General features: G+C 71.2%; 18 protein-coding genes. 11 read left to right on the top strand and 7 right to left on the bottom strand.

What is annotated here, in order from left to right:
• Positions 1-13 precede the first annotated feature (13 nt).
• Entirely contained in the window at positions 14-1,576 is a 1,563-nt protein-coding gene (locus CG723_RS19260) for an MDR family MFS transporter (RefSeq protein WP_100594709.1), read from the top strand.
• Here the strand turns inward: CG723_RS19260 and CG723_RS19265 are convergent.
• Positions 1,573-1,989, bottom strand: a complete 417-nt coding sequence (locus CG723_RS19265) for a hypothetical protein (protein WP_100594710.1) — start codon at positions 1,987-1,989, stop codon at positions 1,573-1,575. The two genes, CG723_RS19260 and CG723_RS19265, sit on opposite strands and share 4 nt — an antisense overlap.
• A 155-nt stretch (positions 1,990-2,144) precedes the next feature.
• Between CG723_RS19265 and CG723_RS19270 the strand changes: the two genes are divergently transcribed.
• Positions 2,145-2,780: a uridine kinase family protein gene (locus CG723_RS19270; protein ID WP_100594711.1), complete on the top strand. Its 636-nt coding sequence runs from the start codon at positions 2,145-2,147 to the stop codon at positions 2,778-2,780.
• A gap of 159 nt (positions 2,781-2,939) precedes the next feature.
• On the opposite strand, the gene CG723_RS19275 is transcribed toward CG723_RS19270, so the two are convergent.
• Positions 2,940-3,713, bottom strand: coding sequence for a SigE family RNA polymerase sigma factor (locus tag CG723_RS19275; RefSeq protein ID WP_100594712.1), 774 nt, complete (start codon positions 3,711-3,713; stop codon positions 2,940-2,942).
• Positions 3,714-3,951: 238 nt separating this feature from the next.
• On the opposite strand from CG723_RS19275, the gene afsQ1 reads away from it, so the two are divergent.
• The 5 genes from afsQ1 (at position 3,952) to CG723_RS19300 (ending at position 7,743) form a co-directional block, all read left to right on the top strand.
• Positions 3,952-4,629 carry a two-component system response regulator AfsQ1 gene (afsQ1, locus tag CG723_RS19280; RefSeq protein WP_030682803.1) on the top strand — a complete coding sequence of 226 codons (678 nt, stop codon included), beginning with the start codon at positions 3,952-3,954 and terminating at the stop codon, positions 4,627-4,629.
• Positions 4,626-6,206 (top strand): sensor histidine kinase, encoded by a 1,581-nt coding sequence (locus tag CG723_RS19285; RefSeq protein ID WP_100594713.1) that lies wholly within the window; start codon positions 4,626-4,628, stop codon positions 6,204-6,206. The genes afsQ1 and CG723_RS19285 overlap by 4 nt, the downstream gene beginning before the upstream one ends.
• On the top strand, positions 6,203-6,814 hold the full coding sequence (locus tag CG723_RS19290) for a hypothetical protein (protein ID WP_100594714.1): 612 nt from the start codon (positions 6,203-6,205) through the stop codon (positions 6,812-6,814). Before CG723_RS19285 ends, CG723_RS19290 begins: the two co-directional genes overlap by 4 nt.
• Before the next feature lie 77 nt (positions 6,815-6,891).
• Positions 6,892-7,434, top strand: coding sequence for a VanZ family protein (locus tag CG723_RS19295; RefSeq protein ID WP_100594715.1), 543 nt, complete (start codon positions 6,892-6,894; stop codon positions 7,432-7,434).
• Between the two features lie 108 nt (positions 7,435-7,542).
• Complete coding sequence (locus tag CG723_RS19300; protein WP_100594716.1) at positions 7,543-7,743, top strand: PspC domain-containing protein; 201 nt, start codon at positions 7,543-7,545, stop codon at positions 7,741-7,743.
• A 118-nt stretch (positions 7,744-7,861) separates the two neighbouring features.
• On the opposite strand, the gene CG723_RS19305 is transcribed toward CG723_RS19300, so the two are convergent.
• Both CG723_RS19305 and CG723_RS19310 read right to left on the bottom strand, forming a co-directional pair.
• The gene (locus CG723_RS19305) at positions 7,862-8,206 is read right to left on the bottom strand and encodes an ATP-binding protein (protein WP_100594717.1); all 345 of its coding nucleotides are present in this window, start codon (positions 8,204-8,206) and stop codon (positions 7,862-7,864) included.
• Positions 8,207-8,348: 142 nt separating this feature from the next.
• Positions 8,349-9,506: an adenosine deaminase gene (locus CG723_RS19310; protein WP_100594718.1), complete on the bottom strand. Its 1,158-nt coding sequence runs from the start codon at positions 9,504-9,506 to the stop codon at positions 8,349-8,351.
• A gap of 113 nt (positions 9,507-9,619) precedes the next feature.
• Here CG723_RS19310 and CG723_RS19315 point away from each other — a divergent pair, with 113 nt between their 5' ends.
• Entirely contained in the window at positions 9,620-10,378 is a 759-nt protein-coding gene (locus CG723_RS19315; protein ID WP_100594719.1) for an alpha/beta hydrolase, read from the top strand.
• Here CG723_RS19315 and CG723_RS19320 read toward each other — a convergent pair whose 3' ends face one another.
• Positions 10,379-11,350, bottom strand: coding sequence for a LysR family transcriptional regulator (locus tag CG723_RS19320; protein ID WP_100594720.1), 972 nt, complete (start codon positions 11,348-11,350; stop codon positions 10,379-10,381).
• Positions 11,351-11,412: 62 nt separating this feature from the next.
• On the opposite strand from CG723_RS19320, the gene CG723_RS19325 reads away from it, so the two are divergent.
• Positions 11,413-12,702: an MFS transporter gene (locus CG723_RS19325; RefSeq protein WP_100594721.1), complete on the top strand. Its 1,290-nt coding sequence runs from the start codon at positions 11,413-11,415 to the stop codon at positions 12,700-12,702.
• 149 nt (positions 12,703-12,851) lie between these two features.
• Positions 12,852-13,844, top strand: a complete 993-nt coding sequence (locus CG723_RS19330) for a sigma-70 family RNA polymerase sigma factor (protein ID WP_100594946.1) — start codon at positions 12,852-12,854, stop codon at positions 13,842-13,844.
• Here the strand turns inward: CG723_RS19330 and CG723_RS19335 are convergent.
• A complete protein-coding gene (locus tag CG723_RS19335) occupies positions 13,746-14,117 on the bottom strand; it encodes an STAS domain-containing protein (protein ID WP_234374397.1) in 372 nt (123 codons plus the stop codon). The genes CG723_RS19330 and CG723_RS19335 overlap by 99 nt on opposite strands.
• A 187-nt stretch (positions 14,118-14,304) precedes the next feature.
• Here CG723_RS19335 and CG723_RS19340 point away from each other — a divergent pair, with 187 nt between their 5' ends.
• A complete protein-coding gene (locus CG723_RS19340) occupies positions 14,305-15,228 on the top strand; it encodes an AEC family transporter (RefSeq protein ID WP_100594723.1) in 924 nt (307 codons plus the stop codon).
• Between the two features lie 57 nt (positions 15,229-15,285).
• Here the strand turns inward: CG723_RS19340 and CG723_RS19345 are convergent, their stop codons facing one another.
• A complete protein-coding gene (locus CG723_RS19345) occupies positions 15,286-16,563 on the bottom strand; it encodes a thymidine phosphorylase (protein ID WP_100594724.1) in 1,278 nt (425 codons plus the stop codon).
• Positions 16,564-16,610 lie beyond the last annotated feature (47 nt).

Here is a 16,610-nt window from a genome sequence, read left to right on the forward strand (position 1 = left end):
CCAGGGGGAGCCGATGAACCAGCGCACGAAGGAAGCCGCACAAGCCGCACAACAGAGCCCGCCGAAGACCCCGACGACGTCGCCGGATACGACCCCGCCGAATGAGCCACCCTCCCGCCTGGTCGTCCTCGGCCTGCTGCTGGGCATCGTGCTCGCCACCCTCGACGGCACCATCGTCGGCACCGCCCTGCCGACGATCGTCGGAGACCTGGGCGGCCTCGACCACCTCTCATGGGTCCTCACGGCCTATCTGCTGACCACCGCGGTCTCGACCCCGATCTGGGGAAAGTTCGGGGACCTGTACGGACGCAAGGGCAGCTACCTCGCCTCCGTCGGCGTCTTCCTGACCGGCTCCGTCCTGTGCGGACTCGCCCAGGACATGGGCCAGTTGATCGCCTTCAGGGCGGTGCAGGGGGTCGGCGCGGGCGGCCTCTTCGTGGGCGCCCTCTCCCTCATCGGCACACTCCTGACCCCGGCGGAGGCCGGCCGCTCCCAGTCCATGATCGGCGTGCTGATGCCCGCGGCCCTGATCGGCGGCCCGCTCCTCGGCGGCTTCCTCACCGACCAGCTCGACTGGCGCTGGGTGTTCTACGTCAACGTGCCGGTCGGCGCTGCGGCGCTCGCGATCGTCGGACTCGGCGTGCGCGTGCACGCCCCGCGCGTCAAGGCGCGGATCGACGTCGCGGGAGCGGCCCTGCTGACCGCGGCGATCCTGTCCCTGACGCTGCTCGCGAGCTGGGGCGGTACGACGTACGGCTGGCCGTCGCCGCAGATCATCGGCCTCGCGCTGGTCTCGGCGGGCGCGCTCGCCGCGTTCGTACGCGTGGAGCGGCGGGCCGCCGAGCCGGTGATCCCGCCCCGCCTCTTCGCCGACCGCAACTTCACGCTCGCGCAGATCCTGAGTTTCGTGACCGGCGCCGCGATGATGGCGACGGCCGGCTACCTGCCGCAGTACATGCAGTTCGTGCAGAACATGTCGTCGACGGCCAGCGGGCTGCTGCTGCTCCCGCTGATGCTGGGCATGATGGGGGCGCAGCTGGCGATCGGTCGGCGGGTCACCAACGGGGGCCGCTACCGCGCGTATCCGATCATCGGCGGCGCGCTCGCCACGGCGGGCGCCCTGGCCCTGTTGACGCTCGGCGTCGGCACGCCGGCCGGCCTGGCCTCGGGCGTGACGTTCGTCCTCGGCCTCGGCGTCGGCTGCCTGATGCAGCCGTCGATGCTCATCACGATGAACAGCGCCGAGCCCCGCGACATGGGCGCCGCCAGCGGCACCACGACCCTGCTGCGCACGGTCGGCGGCTCACTGGGCGTCGCGGTGCTCGGCTCCGTCTACGCGAGCCGCATGTCCGCCGAGCTCACCGACCGCCTCGGCTCCGACGGAGCGCACCTCACCGGCGGCTCCCTCACCCCCGCCCTCCTACGGGACCTCCCGGCCTCCGCACAGGACGCCGTCCGCACGGCAGTGACCGGCGGCCTGCACGGTGTGGCCCTGGGCACGGCCGCCCTGTGCGCGGTCACGTTCGCCGCGGCCTGGCTGATCCGCGAGGTCCCCCTGCGGACGAAGGCGTCCTAGCCGGGCAGCAGAGAGGCGGCCGCTCCCACCAGCGGGAGGTCGGCGAGGGCGCCGCCCTTGGCCAGGGGGCCGGTCGCGACGGCCGTGGTCACGGGCTTGAAGTCGGCGACCTGGGTGCCGACCGCGTTGTCGAGCGGATCGACCCCGGTACCGGAGAGCGGGTTGAGCTTCAGGTGCTTGACCGGGGCGAGACCCCCGCTCGCAGCGCTCCCGAGCGCCCCCGTCACCGCTCCCCCGGCCGCAGCGGTGTCGAGGTCGCCGACCGGCGAGGCGAGAGGCGTGGCGGCGGGCTCCGCCGCACCGGCGCTCACCGCACCCCCGCCGAGCGCCGCCCCCGCGGCGGTGAGGGTGAGCCCCGCGCGCAGCAGCGCCCGCTGGGCCGCCGAGGACTTCTTCGCTGAGTGTCGTGCCATGAAGTGCCGCCCGTTTCCGGTACCGGCGGCCGGTTGCCCCGCCGCCGCAGATCGAGTAATCGTGAGCGTACGCAGAGTAGTTGAGGCGTGGCTGTGCCACAAAGGCCGACCCGCGGGGTCCACCGGGGGCGGAGGATGCAGCACACTGGTGTCTCGTGAGTTCTCATCCCCCGATACCGACCCGGGTCGTCCTGCTGGCAGGTCCTTCCGGCTCCGGCAAGTCGTCGTTCGCGTCCCGCTCCGGACTTCCCGTGCTGTGCCTGGACGACTTCTACAAGGAGGCCGACGACCCGACGCTGCCGCAGGTGCCGGGCAGCTCGGACATCGACTGGGACTCGCCCCGCTCCTGGGACACGGAGACGGCCGTTACCGCGATCGCGGAGCTGTGCCGCACGGGCCGCACCCGCATTCCCGTCTACGACATCGCGACCAGCTCACGGGTGGGCGAGGAGACGCTCGACATCGAGCGCACGCCCCTATTCATCGCGGAGGGCATTTTCGCCGCGGACATCGTGGAGCGCTGCCGGGACCTCGGGCTGCTGGCCGACGCGCTGTGCCTGCGCGGCCGCCCGTCCACGACGTTCCGCCGCCGGCTGCTGCGGGACCTCAGGGAAGGCCGCAAGTCCGTGCCGTTCCTGCTGCGCCGCGGCTGGCGCCTGATGCGCGCGGAGCGCGGCATCGTGGCCCGCCAGACGGCGCTCGGCGCGCACGCGTGCGGCAAGGAAGAAGCCCTCGGCCGCCTGGCCGCGGCCGCCGCGGGCCGGTGCGTGAAGGCCCGCGCCCAGGCGTGAGCGCCCCGCAGACCCCGTACACATGAAAGCGGGACCGGAGAGACCCCCCGGCCCTCCGGTCCCGCTTCATTCCCCCGTGAAGATCCCCCGTGATCCCCCCGGTACCGCTCCCCCGTACAACCGTCGCGTCCCCCCGGAGCGACGGCCCGCCCCCAGCCTTCAGGCCACCAGCTCGCCGAAGGACTCCTCCAGGTCACGGCCGAAGCTGAGGGCCTCGTCCTCGCGCAGCCGGCGCAGGGAGCGCCAGATGCTCGACTTCACCGTGCCGACACTGATGTCGAGGATGTCCGCGATCTCGGGGTCGGTACGACCCTCGTAGTAGCGCAGGACGAGCATCGTGCGCTGCAGTTCGGGGAGGCGGGCCAGGGCCTGCCAGAGAACCGCGCGCAGCTCCGTCCCGCGCATCGCGTCCGTGTCGCCCGCCGTCTCCGGCAGTTCCTCGGTCGGGTACTCGTTCAGCTTGCGGCGGCGCCACGCGCTGATGTGCAGATTGGTCATGGTGCGGCGGAGGTAGCCCCCGACCGCCGCCTTGTCGCTGATCCTGTCCCAGGCGCGGTACGTCGAGAAGAGGGCGCTCTGGAGCAGGTCCTCGGCCTCGAAGCGGTCACCGGTCAGGTGGTAGGCGGTTGCGTACAGGGAGGCGCGGCGTTCCTGTACGTAGGCCGTGAACGCCGCTTCGGCATCTGCAGCCTCCGACAGGGACTTCTTCCGCTCCCCCGATTCCTCCCCGTACGCGGCTCCCCCGTCGGATGCCGCCTGGTTCGCGTCAACCACCGTCATGTACGCGGTGTGCTGACGCCCGGTGCCGCGAGCGCACCCCCGCCCGCTCACGGCACCGGACAGCTCGTGCTTCCCGGAACCGGGACTCCGCACGAGAGCGTCATGAAGACGTGTGACAACTGCGCCAGTGGTGGTGCTGTGCAGCGTGTTCATCTCGCGCCCCCCGTCGTGGAGTCTCGGTTTCCCGTGGCTCGTAAGGACTTGCGTCCTTGCGATGTCCAAAAGCTTGCCCGGGCCACTTCATGACGGTGTCCGTCGACTGTCACAGACCTGTCACAGGGCCCGGGCGTGTGCGAGTCGTGTGTGGATGGGGCCCGAAGCCCCCTCATTACGAGCCTGGGAGCGCTCCAACGGTCGAACTTGAGCCGTGCCATGGGACAGAATGACGTCTGTGCCTTCCCTGTTGCTGATCGAGGACGACGACGCCATCCGAACGGCCCTGGAGCTGTCCCTTACGCGCCAGGGTCATCGGGTTGCCACCGCTGCCACCGGCGAGGACGGTCTGAAGCTGTTGCGCGAGCAGCGGCCGGACCTGATCGTGCTGGATGTGATGCTGCCCGGCATCGACGGGTTCGAGGTGTGCCGGCGCATCCGGCGCACGGACCAGCTGCCGATCATCCTGCTCACGGCGCGCAGTGACGACATCGACGTGGTGGTCGGGCTGGAGTCCGGCGCCGACGACTATGTCGTGAAGCCGGTGCAGGGGCGGGTGCTCGACGCCCGGATCCGGGCGGTGCTCCGGCGGGGCGAGCGGGAGGCCAACGACGCTGCGTCGTTCGGCAGCCTCGTCATCGACCGGGCCGCGATGACGGTCACGAAGAACGGCGAGGACCTCCAACTGACGCCCACGGAGCTGCGGTTGCTCCTCGAACTGAGCCGCAGGCCGGGACAGGCGCTGTCGCGGCAGCAGTTGCTGCGTCTGGTGTGGGAGCACGACTACCTCGGTGACTCGCGGCTCGTCGACGCGTGTGTGCAGCGGCTGCGCGCGAAGGTCGAGGACGTGCCGTCGTCACCGACGCTGATCCGTACGGTGCGCGGGGTCGGCTACCGGCTGGACACGCCTCAGTGAGTGATGCGCACGACCGACTGCGGGGGTGGGCCGCGGCGAAGAAGGCGATACTCGCCGGCCTGCGCTTCACGAGCCTGCGGCTGCGGCTCGTCGTCGTCTTCGCCCTGGTGGCGCTGACCGCGGCGGTGTCGGCGTCCGGGATCGCGTACTGGCTCAACCGCGAGGCGGTGCTGACCCGGGCGCAGGACGCGGCGCTCAGCGACTTCCAGCAGGAGATGCAGAATCGGGCCGCGGCGCTGCCCGAGCATCCGACGCAGGGCGAGTTGCAGCATGCGGCGAACCTGATGGCGAGCAGCAGCCAGCACTTCAGTGTGCTGCTGATCAGCGACGACAAGGACGGCCGGCGGATCGCCGGGAACTCCGACCTGGACGCGATCACGCTGGCCGAGGTGCCGCGTTCGCTGCGGGACGCGGTGAACAGGGAGCAGCCCCTCACGGACGGCAACAAGCATCCGTACCACCTGTACTGGCAGCGGATCGTCAGCAATGACACGCCGTATCTGGTCGGTGGGGCGCGGGTGATCGACGGGGGGCCGACGGGCTACATGCTCAAGTCCCTGGAGCCGGAGGCGAAGGATCTCAACTCCCTTGCCTGGTCGCTCGGGATCGCGACGGCGCTCGCGCTGGTCGGTTCGGCGCTGCTCGCGCAGGCCGCGGCGACGACGGTGCTCAAGCCGGTGCACCGGCTCGGGAGGGCGGCGCGGCGGCTCGGCGAAGGAAAGCTGGACACGCGTCTGCGGGTGTCCGGTACGGATGAACTGGCCGATCTTTCCAGGACGTTCAACAGGACCGCGGAGAATCTGGAGAAGAAGGTCGCCGACATGAGTGCGCGCGAGGAGGCGTCGCGGCGCTTCGTCGCCGACATGTCGCACGAGCTGCGTACGCCACTGACGGCGATCACCGCCGTGACGGAGGTACTCGAGGAGGAGCTCGACGCGGAGACCGGTTCGGTCGACCCGATGATCGAGCCCGCCGTACGCCTCGTGGTGAGCGAGACGCGCCGGCTGAACGACCTGGTGGAGAACCTCATGGAGGTCACCCGCTTCGACGCGGGCACCGCCCGGCTCGTCCTCGACCAGGTCGACATCGCCGACCAGATCACGGCCTGCATCGACGCCCGTGCCTGGCTCGACGCGGTGGACCTGGACGCGGAGCGCGGCATCATGGCCCGCATCGACCCGCGCCGCCTCGACGTCATCATGGCGAACCTGATCGGGAACGCGCTCAAGCACGGCGGCTCGCCGGTGCGGGTGTCCGTGCGGCTTGCGGACTCGGAGCTGGTGATCGAGGTCCGTGACCACGGGCCCGGTATCCCGCAGGACGTGCTCCCGCACGTCTTCGACCGGTTCTACAAGGCGAGCGCGTCGCGGCCGCGTTCGGAGGGCAGCGGGCTCGGGCTGTCGATCGCCCTGGAGAACGCGCACATCCACGGCGGCGAGATCACGGCCGCCAACTCCCCTGAGGGCGGGGCCGTGTTCACGTTCCGGCTGCCGCTCGACGCGTCACCGCTGACGCTGCCGCCCGATGACGAGGGCGCCGACGTCGGCGGTTCCGGTGAGGAGGGCGGCCCGCGATGACCGCACGCAGGACAAGAAGGCGTTACGCGGTGCTGGGCGCGGCGGTGCTCGCCGTGCTGCTCGCCGGGTGCGGGATCAGGCCGACGGAGGTGCCGACGGACTTCGGGGCCGCGCCGTCGCGGGTGCCGTGCACGCTGTCGGACCCGGATCTGGAGTCACGCACGGGCGGTGAGTTCGCCGTGCAGGTGTATCTGGTCTGTACATCGCAGCTGGTGAGCGTCGACCGGACGGTGACCCTGCCGAAGGGGCGGGGCGCCTCGGACCGGGTGCGGCTCGCGCAGGCGCTGCTCGACGAGCTGGAGCAGTCTCCGGCCGGCGCCGAGCGGCAGGCGGGGTACACCACGGACGTCAGGCCCGGGATGACCGTCTCGGGGCCGGGCAAGGGTGACCCGGACAACGCGCTGCGGCTGAGCGTCCCGCCGGACGACCTCTCGCCGTACGCGCTGGCCCAGATCGTGTGTACGTATGCGAACGGCGGGGCCGCGGCAGAGGACGACAAGGTCGTGCTCGGCGGCCCTGGCGACGACGCTCTGCGCGCGTACGACTGCTCCCCGGAGATGCGGACGCGACCGGGGCTCGTACCGGCGCCCGCCGAGACGGTCGGCTGACGGGGGCGGGCGCGGTTGTCGCGGGCGGACGCCGGCGACGCGGAACCGATCGTCCCGCCGTCCGCGTCTAGGGGGGCGTGCAGCGCCATCGCCCGGGCGGCTCCAAGGCCGCCATCCGCTTCCGTACGGCAGGGATAGTCCTCCTTGCCGCGCATCTGCTTCTCGTCTGCTGGATCACGCTGCGACCACTGGACGTGCCGTGGGTCAGCGCCGCGAACCTGCATCCGTTCGCCGGGATCAGGGCGGATCTCGCGCTCGGTCCGGCGGAGGCGGTGCGGCGCATCGGCAAGGAGCTGGTGCTGCTCGCGCCTCTGGGGGTGCTGCTGCCGATCGCCGGAGGGCGGCTCGTCGTCTCGCCGCTGGGTTCGCTGGTGCGTACGGTCGCCGCCGGAGCGCTGCTCTCGCTCGGCATCGAGCTGCTGCAGACCGGGGTGCCGGGACAGGTCGTGGACATCGACTCACTGTTCCTGAACACGCTGGGCGTGGCCCTCGCGCACGCGGCCGTGGTGCCGACCCTCAGGGGCAGGCTCCGCCGCAGGGCCGAGGTCCCCGCCCTCCCCCGGGAGGAGCCCTCTCAGGGGCGGACCCCGACGATTTCCAGGGTCGGCATCGCCCCGTGAGCTGACGCTTCGCCCGGTTCGTCACCGTAGCTTTGAAGCCATCAGAGACGTCCCGGCCGTCCCGGCCAAGGGGGCGCCTCACCGCTACGGTTCGCGAAGGAGCCCACCATGACCGCCCTTGCCCGCCCCACGAACGGACGGATGATCGGCGGAGTGTGCGCAGCGCTGGCAAGGCGCTTCGGCACCTCCGCGACCACGATGCGCGTGATCTTCGTGCTCTCGTGTCTGCTTCCCGGTCCCCAGTTCCTGCTGTACATCGCGCTGTGGATCCTGCTGCCGAGCGAGGGCAAGGTCCGCCAGGCGTGGTGACGACGGGGCCCGCAGGCTGATGTGCGACAAGGCAGGCTGACGTACGACAGGGAGGGGCGCACCCGCGCGAGCGGGTGCGCCCCTCCTGTGTGTCCGTGTGTGCGCCGTGTCGGGTGGGTCAGCCGACGGGCAGGGCGCCGCCGGCGGGCAGCGACTTGACGGGCAGGCCGCCGAGGAGCCCGGAGACCGGGTCGCTGCCGTTGGTGGGGAGGGCCTTCGTGACGGCGGGCGTGGCGGCCTTCAGGCCACCGGCGACGGCGTTCTTGCCGGCGGTGAGGGACTCGGTGCCACCGGCGGGCAGTACCTGCGCGACCTGCTCGGCGGGGAGCGTGCTGGTCACGGTGTCCAGGGCGGAGCCCGCATCCGGGAGGGCGGGGGCGGCGGACGCGGCACCGGCGCCCGCGGCGGCGAAGGCGGCACCGAGAGCGGCGACACCGAGGGTCTTGACAGCAGACTGCTTCATTGTGAAATGAGTCCTCGTGAACGGGGGCTTGAGCGGTCCACGACCGTAAACATGTGTCAGGGCGCGTCGCAACCGGCGAAAAACGCGGAGAAGCGGCCGGGAGTTAATGCTCCCGGCCGCTTCGGATTCGCACAAAGAGACGCTACTGCGCGACAGAACCCCTGGTCGATGCGGTCTGACGGAACAGCCATTCGGATTTCAACTCGGCATATCCGGGCTTGATGACGTCATTGATCATGGCCAGTCGTTCATCGAAAGGAATGAATGCTGATTTCATCGCATTGACAGTGAACCACTGCATGTCGTCGAGCGTGTAGCCGAATGCGTCGACCAGGTGCTCGAATTCGCGGCTCATGCTGGTGCCGGACATGAGGCGGTTGTCGGTGTTCACCGTGGTGCGGAAGTGCAGCTTGCGGAGCAGGCCGATGGGGTGGGCCTCGAAGGAGTCGGCGGCGCCTGTCTGGAGGTTGGAGCTGGGACACATCTCCAGGGGGATGCGCTTGTCGCGTACATAGGAGGCGAGGCGGCCGAGCTTGACCGTGCCGTCGTCCTCGACCTTGATGTCGTCGATGATCCGCACGCCGTGGCCGAGGCGGTCGGCTCCGCACCACTGGAGGGCCTGCCAGATGGAAGGCAGGCCGAAGGCCTCGCCCGCGTGGATCGTGAAGTGGTTGTTCTCGCGCTTGAGGTACTCGAAGGCGTCGAGGTGGCGGGTGGGAGGGAAGCCGGCCTCCGCGCCCGCGATGTCGAAGCCGACGACGCCCGTGTCGCGGTAGCCGTTTGCGAGTTCGGCGATCTCCAGGGCGCGGGCCGCGTGCCGCATGGCGGTGAGCAGGGCGCCCACGCGGATGCGGTGGCCGTTGGCCCTGGCGCGGCGCTCGCCTTCCCGGAATCCTTCGTTGACCGCCTCGACGACCTCTTCGAGGGTGAGGCCCTGTTCGAGGTGCTGCTCGGGGGCGTAGCGGATCTCGGCGTAGACGACGCCGTCCTCGGCGAGGTCCTCGGCGCACTCGGCGGCGACCCGGAACAGCGCCTCGCGGGTCTGCATGACGGCGCAGGTGTGGGCGAAGGTCTCCAGGTAGCGCTCGAGGGAGCCGGAGTCGGCGGCCTCGCGGAACCAGATGCCGAGCTTGTCGGGATCGGTCTCCGGGAGGTTCTCGTAGCCCTGTTCCAGGGCGAGTTCGACGATGGTGCCGGGGCGAAGGCCGCCGTCGAGGTGGTCGTGCAGCAGCACCTTGGGGGCGCGAACGATCTGCTCGGGGGTCGGAATCTGCGAGTTTCCGCTGGTCTGGCTCGTCATTTCCGCACTCTAACGCCTACGCGCGTAGATACTCGGTGACGTCCGCCTGTCGATACGTAACGGTGACCCTGCGGACGGGTGGCGTACACCGCGCCTTCTGACACTGTTCTGTCATGGGACAGCAAGCGACGACGGTCCGTGAGGCCCGGCTCGGGAAGGCGATGGGGCCCGTTTCCGCGACGGTGAGCGGTGTGGTTCTGCTGCTTCCCGCAGGTGAGGAGACCTCCGCGCGCAGGCCGTCACCCCTGGCCTCGGCGGCCGTACGGACCCTGGGGCGCGCCCTCGTGCGCGAGGGACGGCGGGAAGGCCTTGCGGCGCATGTCGTGCACTACCGCGGCCGCGGCTGGAACGGCGCGCAGGCACAGCTCGCGCGCGACGCCGACTGGGCCGCGGACGAAGCCGTACGGCGCTACGGCGACATCCCCGTCTGCCTCGTCGGGGTCGACATGGGTGCCCGCGCGGCGCTGCACGCGGGCGGGCACAGCGCCGTGAACTCGGTGCTCGCGCTTGCCCCTTGGCTGCCCGAGGAGGACGTCGCCGCGCCACCTGAACCGGTGAAACAGCTCGCGGGCCGCCGCGTTCTGATCGTGCACGGCACGAACGACGAGCGCACGGATCCCGAGCTGTCGTTCCGCCTGGCCGCCCGCGCGAAGAAGTCCAACCGCGACATCTGCCGCTTCGAGGTGCACTCCGACGGCCACGCGCTCCACCAGCACCGCACCGAAGTCCACGCCCTGGCCCGCGACTTCGTGCTCGGCTCGCTCTTCGGCCGGGCGTTCTCGCGGCCGCTGCAGGACGCGCTGGCCGCGCCGCCGCCGCTGGGGCTGCGGATGCCGCTGGCCTCGGGCTTCGGCAGGTCGCTCGCGCGGTGACTACTCCTGCGCGCGCGTCCACTCGGAGAGCAGCTTGCCGCGCCGGGAGAGCAGGAACTTCTTGAACGCCGCGACGGGCGGGGTGTCGGGATGGCCGTCGAGCCAGGCCACGCCGATCTCGCGCACCGCCCGCTGCCCGGTCACGGTCAGCTCCACAACCCCCGGGCGCGGTACTGCGGGTGGCGGCAGGAGCGCCACACCGAGGCCCGCCGCGACCAGGCCGCGCAGGGTCTCCGTCTCCTCCCCTTCGAAGGCGACACGCGGCTTGAACCCCGCCTCCGCGCACAGGCCGTCGGCGATGCGCCGCAGCCCGTAGCCGGGTTCGAGGGTCACGAACGGCTCGTCGGCCGCCTCCGCGAGGCGGACGCGCTTGCGGCCCGCGAGGCGGTGGTCGTCGGGGACGACCAGGCGCAGACGCTGCTCGTCGAGGCGGCGCGCGACGAGGCCGGGCTCGTCGGGAACGGGCGAGGTGAGGCAGAGGTCGAGCTCGCCGGCGCGCAGGCGCTCCAGCATCGCCTCGCCGTAGTTCTGGACGAGGCTGAAGCGGATACGGGGGTGGTCGGCGCGGAAGGCTCGGATCAGGCCGGGCACGGTCTCGGAGCCCATGGTGTGCAGGAAGCCGAAGGCGACCTTGCCCGACGCGGGGTCGGCGTCGGCCCGTACGGACTCGGCGGCGCGGCCGACCTCGGCGAGCGCCCTGTCGACGGACGTGAGGAACGTACGGCCCGCCGGGGTGAGCGAGACGGTGCGGCCGTGCCGCGCGAACAGCTCCACGCCGAGGTCCTGTTCGAGGCGGACCAGGGCACGCGACAGCGTCGACTGGGGGATCTCCAGCTCGTGCGCGGCCCGCGTGACGTGCTCGGTGCGGGCGACCGCGGCGAAGTACGACAGGCGGGGCGCGAGCGTCGTCACGATGTCTTCTGTGTCACTGGACGGTGACAGACGAGTCTCTGAACTCTGCTTATGCGCCATGGGATTGATTATGGCGTTTTCATGCATTGGACGCATGAAACACGGAGGCCTACCTTCGAGATATGCCTCCTGCCAGTAGCGGGGCGGCCGCCACCCACGCGGTCGCCGCCCGTAAGCCGTCGTCCCCCGAAGCCCCCGACACCCGTCTGAACCCGGGCGGACCCGGTTACCGCCGGATGAGCTTCGCCCTCTTCCTGGCCGGGGTCGCGACCTTCGCCCTCCTCTACTCCACGCAGGCCCTGCTCCCCCTCGTCTCCGCCGACTTCGGCGTCAGCGCGAGCGCCGCGAGCTGGACGGTCTCCGGCGCGACGGGCGCGCTCGCTCTGTGTGTACTGCCGCTGAGCGCCCTGTCGGAGCGGTTCGGACGGCGCACCGTGATGACGGCGTCCCTGTCGGTGGCGGTCGCGGTCGGCCTGCTCGTCCCCTTCGCCCCCTCGCTCGGCGCGCTGATCGCGCTGCGGGCCCTCCAGGGCGCCGCGCTCGCCGGTCTGCCGGCTTCCGCGATGGCGTATCTCGCGGAGGAGGTGCGACCCAAGGCGCTGGTCGCCGCGATCGGTCTGTTCGTGGCGGGCAACTCCATCGGCGGGATGAGCGGCCGGGTCATCACCGGGTGGGTCGCGCAGGAGTGGGGCTGGCGCGCGGCGGTCGCCACGATCGGCGTGATCGCCGTGGCGTGCGCGGTCGCGTTCCGGCTGCTGCTGCCGCAGCCCCGGCACTTCACCCCGGGCTCGCTGCGGCCGCGGGTCCTGGCCCGCACCGTGCGCGGCCACCTCGCGAACCCGCTCCTGTGCCGTCTGTACGTGATCGGCGCCCTGTTCATGACGGTCTTCGGCGCCGTCTACACGGTGATCGGCTACCGGCTCACGGCCGCGCCGTTCTCGCTCCCGCAGGGCATCATCGGCTCGATCTTCCTGGTGTACCTGGTGGGTACGGTCTCCTCGGCCGCGGCCGGCAAGCTCGTCGCGCGGCTCGGGCGGCGCGGGGCGCTGTACCTGGCGGTGGGCACGACGGCGTCCGGGCTGCTGCTCTCGCTCGGCGACGCGATCGCCATGGTGCTGCTCGGCCTCGTCCTGATCACGGCCGGTTTCTTCGCGGGGCACGCGGTGGCCTCGTCCTCGGTCAGCCACACGGCGACGCACGGGCGGGCGCAGGCGTCCGCGCTGTACCAGTCCGTGTACTACATCGGCTCCAGCGTGGGCGGCACGCTCGGCGCGGTGGCCTTCCACGCGGGTGGCTGGGCCGGGACCGTGGCCCTCGGGCTGGTGGCGGTGCTCGGCGTCGTGTCGGTGACCCTGTGGGGCTCGCACGCGGCGCGGGTGCAGCAGCGGCAGACGCTCGTGGCGGCGCACTGACCGCGTTCGGATCATGCTGAGAACGGCCCCCGGACAGGCGTATTTCGCCGGTCCGGGGGCCGTTGTCAGTGCCCTGCGGTAGCTTCCAAAGTGCTGGGACTTGCATGGACTTTCGGGACTTGCCAGAAGCCGCAGGGCGGGGTGTGGACATGAGTGACATCGCAGGGACGACCACCGAGGTGGACGTCCGTCTCGAGAAGTACCGGGTCGAGCTGACCGGGTACTGCTACCGGATGCTGGGCTCGGCCTTCGAGGCCGAGGACGCGGTGCAGGACACGATGGTCCGCGCCTGGCGCAGCTTCGACAAATTCGAGGGCCGCTCCAGCCTGCGGTCCTGGCTGTACCGCATCGCGACGAACGTCTGCCTGGACATGCTGAACGCGGGCAACAAGCGGGCCCGGCCGATGGACCTGACGGCGGCGGCGCCGCTCGCGCAGGCGGCTCTCACACCCCGGCCGGACAATGTGTGGCTGGAGCCGATGCCGGACGCGCGCGTGCTGCCGACCGTGCACGACCCGGCGGAGGCGGCGGTGGCGCGGGAGTCGGTGCGGCTCGCGTTCGTGGCGGCGCTCCAGCAGCTCCCGGCCAAGCAGCGGGCCGTGCTCATCCTGCGGGAGGTCCTGGCCTGGAAGGCGCAGGAGGTCGCCGAGCTCCTCGACACCTCGGTGGCGTCGGTGAACAGCGCGCTCCAGCGGGCCCGCGCCACGCTCGCCGAGGTCCCGGCCGAGAAGACGAGCGCGGACGACGAGCTGGACGAGGAGCACCAGGCGCTCCTCGAGCGCTATGTCGCCGCGTTCGAGGGATACGACATGAAGGCGCTCACGGCGCTGCTCGCCGAGGACGCCATCATGACGATGCCGCCGTTCGACCTGTGGCTGCGCGGCACGCCGGACATCACGGGCTTCATGACGACGATCGGCGCCTCATGTGCCGACAGCCGGCTGGTGCCCGTCGAGGCCAACGGCTCGCCCGCGTTCGCCCACTACAAGCCCGACCCGGACAAGGGCGGGTTCTCGCCGTGGGCCGTCCAGGTCCTTGAGGTGTCAGAGGGCCGGATCACCGGACTCCACTGCTTCCTGGACACAGCGCGCTATTTCCCGCTGTTCGGCATGCCGCTCCATCTCGACGACGAGACCGCCTAGTCCGGGCAGGCCGACCAGCTGAAGCAGGGCCCACAGAGCCGGGGACGGATCGCGCAGCCGCAGTCCTGACCCGGCCCTGCGGGCAGCGAGCTGCATCCGGGCGAGCGCGTCCACGCTGGCGAGATCGGCCGTGGTGACGGCCGCGAGGTCGCAGACGATGTCGCGTGCGGGGGCGCGGGCGCACGCCGTGCGCACCTGGTCGCACAGGTGCGGCACGTCGCCGCGGCGCAGGGGGCCGGCGGGAGCCAGGTCGGGAGGTCGGAAAGCTGCCACGCCAGGGAGACCGGCTCGGCGGCGGGAACTCATCGGCGGCCCGGCCGCGCGCCGAGTGCCGTGCATCACGTTGCCCTGGTGTCGCGCGCATCACGTTGACCCCGTGTCGGATGGCCTCCGAGGGTAAGAGGATGCCCCTTGATCGCGTACCTGCCCAGCCGTCCGCACGACGCCGGCAGGGGGCATCGTGGCAGGGGTGCTGAACGGGTTCGCCGTCATCGCAGTGGTCATCGCCGTCGGCTTCCTGATCGGCAAGCGCGGCTATCTCGGGGACAACGGCCGCGAGGTCCTCACCAAGCTCGCCTTCCATGTCGCCACGCCCGCGCTGCTGTTCACCACGCTCGCGAAGGCCGACCTCTCGGTGATCCTGTCGCCGCGGCTGCTGGTGACGGCGCTGAGCACGGCGGCCGCCGCCGGGGTGTTCATCGCGGTGGGCGTCGCGCGCCGGTGGGGCGTGGGGCGGACGACGATCGGCGCCCTGTGCTCCAGCTACGTCAATTCGGGCAACCTCGGCATCCCCATCGCCGTATACGTCCTTGGCGACGCCTCGCTGGTCGCGCCCGTGCTGCTCTTCCAGCAGATCGTGGTGACGCCGATAGCGATGACGGTCCTCGATCTCTCGGAGGCCGGGGAGACGCGGTCCCTGTGGCAGCGGATCGTCACACCGCTGCGCAACCCGATCGCGGTCGGCGCGCTCGCGGGCGTGATCGTGGCGGCGACGGGGTGGACGGTGCCGGGTCCCGTCTTCAACCCCGTCGATCTGATCGGCAAGATGTCCGTGCCGGTGGTGCTGCTCGCGTACGGGATCTCGCTGTGCGGGAGCTCGCTGCCGGCCCGGCGAGGTTCCGACCGGGTGCCGGTGCTGCTGTCGGTGGCCCTGAAATCAGTGGCCCAGCCCGCGGTGGCGTGGGTGCTCGCGGCGGGCGTCTTCGGCCTGCGGGGCGCGTCACTCCTGGACGTGGTGGTGACGTCGGCGCTCCCGGCGGCGCAGAACCTCTTCACGTACGCCTCGCGCTACAACGTCGCGGAGAGACTGGCGAGGGAGTCGATCCTGCTGTCGACGCTGGCGTCGGTGCCTGCGCTGGTGGTGGTCGCGGCGTTGCTGGGGTGACCGAACGGGACCGGCAGAGGTCTGCCGATCCCGTTCACCTGTACGGGGAAACCCAGGTCAGCCGATGCGTTCCCGCACGACCGGCGTGGGCTCGAATGCCGTGCCCAGGGCCGAGATGTCGTAGGAACCCTCGACGGACTCAAGGGCGTACTCGAAGCGCTCCGGGGTGTCCGTGTGCAGGGTCAGGAGGGGCTGGCCCGCGGTGACGGGGTCGCCCGGCTTGGCGTGGAGTTCGATGCCGGCGGCGGCCTGGACCGGGTCCTCCTTGCGGGCGCGGCCCGCGCCGAGGCGCCAAGCGGCAACGCCGATGCCGTACGCGTCGAGGCGGGTCATGACGCCGGACTTCCCGGCCACCACCACGTGCTGCTCACGGGATGTGGGCAGCGCCGCGTCGGGGTCGCCGCCCTGCGCGGCGATCATGCGGCGCCAGACGTCCATCGCGGAGCCGTCGGCGAGGGCCTTCGCCGGGTCGGCATCCTTGATGCCCGCCGCGTCGAGCATCTCGCGGGCCAGGGCGAGGGTGAGCTCGACGACGTCGGAGGGGCCGCCGCCCGCCAGTACCTCTACGGACTCCCGGACTTCGAGCGCGTTGCCGGCGGTGAGGCCCAGCGGCGTCGACATGTCGGTGAGCAGGGCGACCGTGCGCACGCCGCTGTCGGTGCCCAACTCGACCATGGTGGAGGCGAGTTCGCGCGCGTCCTCGATCGTCTTCATGAACGCGCCGGTGCCGACCTTGACGTCGAGGACGAGCGAGCCCGTGCCCTCGGCGATCTTCTTCGACATGATCGAGGAGGCGATGAGCGGGATCGCCTCGACGGTGCCGGTCACGTCGCGCAGCGCGTAGAGCTTCTTGTCTGCGGGGGCGAGTCCGTCGCCGGCCGCGCAGATCACGGAGCCGACGGTGTCGAGGACGTTCAGCATTTCGTCGTTGGAGAGCAGGGCGCGCCAGCCGGGGATGGACTCCAGCTTGTCGAGGGTGCCGCCGGTGTGGCCGAGGCCGCGGCCGGAGAGCTGCGGGACGGCGGCGCCGCACGCGGCGACCAGCGGGGCGAGCGGCAGCGTGATCTTGTCGCCGACGCCGCCGGTGGAGTGCTTGTCGGCGGTCGGGCGGGACAGGGACGAGAAGTCCATGCGCTCGCCGGAGGCGATCATCGCGGCGGTCCAGCGGGCGATCTCCGTACGGTTCATGCCGTTGAGGAGGATCGCCATGGCGAGCGCCGACATCTGCTCGTCCGCGACGACGCCGCGCGTGTACGCGTCGATGACCCAGTCGATCTGCTCGTCGCTGAGTTCGCCCCGGTCCCGCTTGGTCCGGATGACGGAGATGACGTCCATGGCGTTGTCCTTCCGCAGGTGGCAGCAGGCCGACTCTACGCGCATAG

Source organism: Streptomyces sp. CB01635 (assembly GCF_002803065.1).
In the GTDB taxonomy this organism is placed as follows: Bacteria; Actinomycetota; Actinomycetes; order Streptomycetales; family Streptomycetaceae; genus Streptomyces.

Excerpts from the sequence above, each read along its gene's own strand:
- CG723_RS19315 (WP_100594719.1), top strand. The coding sequence starts at position 9,620 with ATGGGACAGCAAGCGACGACGGTCCGTGAGGCCCGGCTCGGGAAGGCG.
- CG723_RS19320 (WP_100594720.1), bottom strand. The coding sequence starts at position 11,350 with ATGGCGCATAAGCAGAGTTCAGAGACTCGTCTGTCACCGTCCAGTGAC.
- CG723_RS19275 (WP_100594712.1), bottom strand. The coding sequence starts at position 3,713 with ATGAACACGCTGCACAGCACCACCACTGGCGCAGTTGTCACACGTCTT.
- CG723_RS19325 (WP_100594721.1), top strand. The coding sequence starts at position 11,413 with ATGCCTCCTGCCAGTAGCGGGGCGGCCGCCACCCACGCGGTCGCCGCC.
- CG723_RS19265 (WP_100594710.1), bottom strand. The coding sequence starts at position 1,989 with ATGGCACGACACTCAGCGAAGAAGTCCTCGGCGGCCCAGCGGGCGCTG.
- CG723_RS19345 (WP_100594724.1), bottom strand. The coding sequence starts at position 16,563 with ATGGACGTCATCTCCGTCATCCGGACCAAGCGGGACCGGGGCGAACTC.
- CG723_RS19305 (WP_100594717.1), bottom strand. The coding sequence starts at position 8,206 with ATGAAGCAGTCTGCTGTCAAGACCCTCGGTGTCGCCGCTCTCGGTGCC.
- CG723_RS19290 (WP_100594714.1), top strand. The coding sequence starts at position 6,203 with ATGACCGCACGCAGGACAAGAAGGCGTTACGCGGTGCTGGGCGCGGCG.
- CG723_RS19260 (WP_100594709.1), top strand. The coding sequence starts at position 14 with ATGAACCAGCGCACGAAGGAAGCCGCACAAGCCGCACAACAGAGCCCG.
- CG723_RS19330 (WP_100594946.1), top strand. The coding sequence starts at position 12,852 with ATGAGTGACATCGCAGGGACGACCACCGAGGTGGACGTCCGTCTCGAG.
- CG723_RS19310 (WP_100594718.1), bottom strand. The coding sequence starts at position 9,506 with ATGACGAGCCAGACCAGCGGAAACTCGCAGATTCCGACCCCCGAGCAG.
- CG723_RS19300 (WP_100594716.1), top strand. The coding sequence starts at position 7,543 with ATGACCGCCCTTGCCCGCCCCACGAACGGACGGATGATCGGCGGAGTG.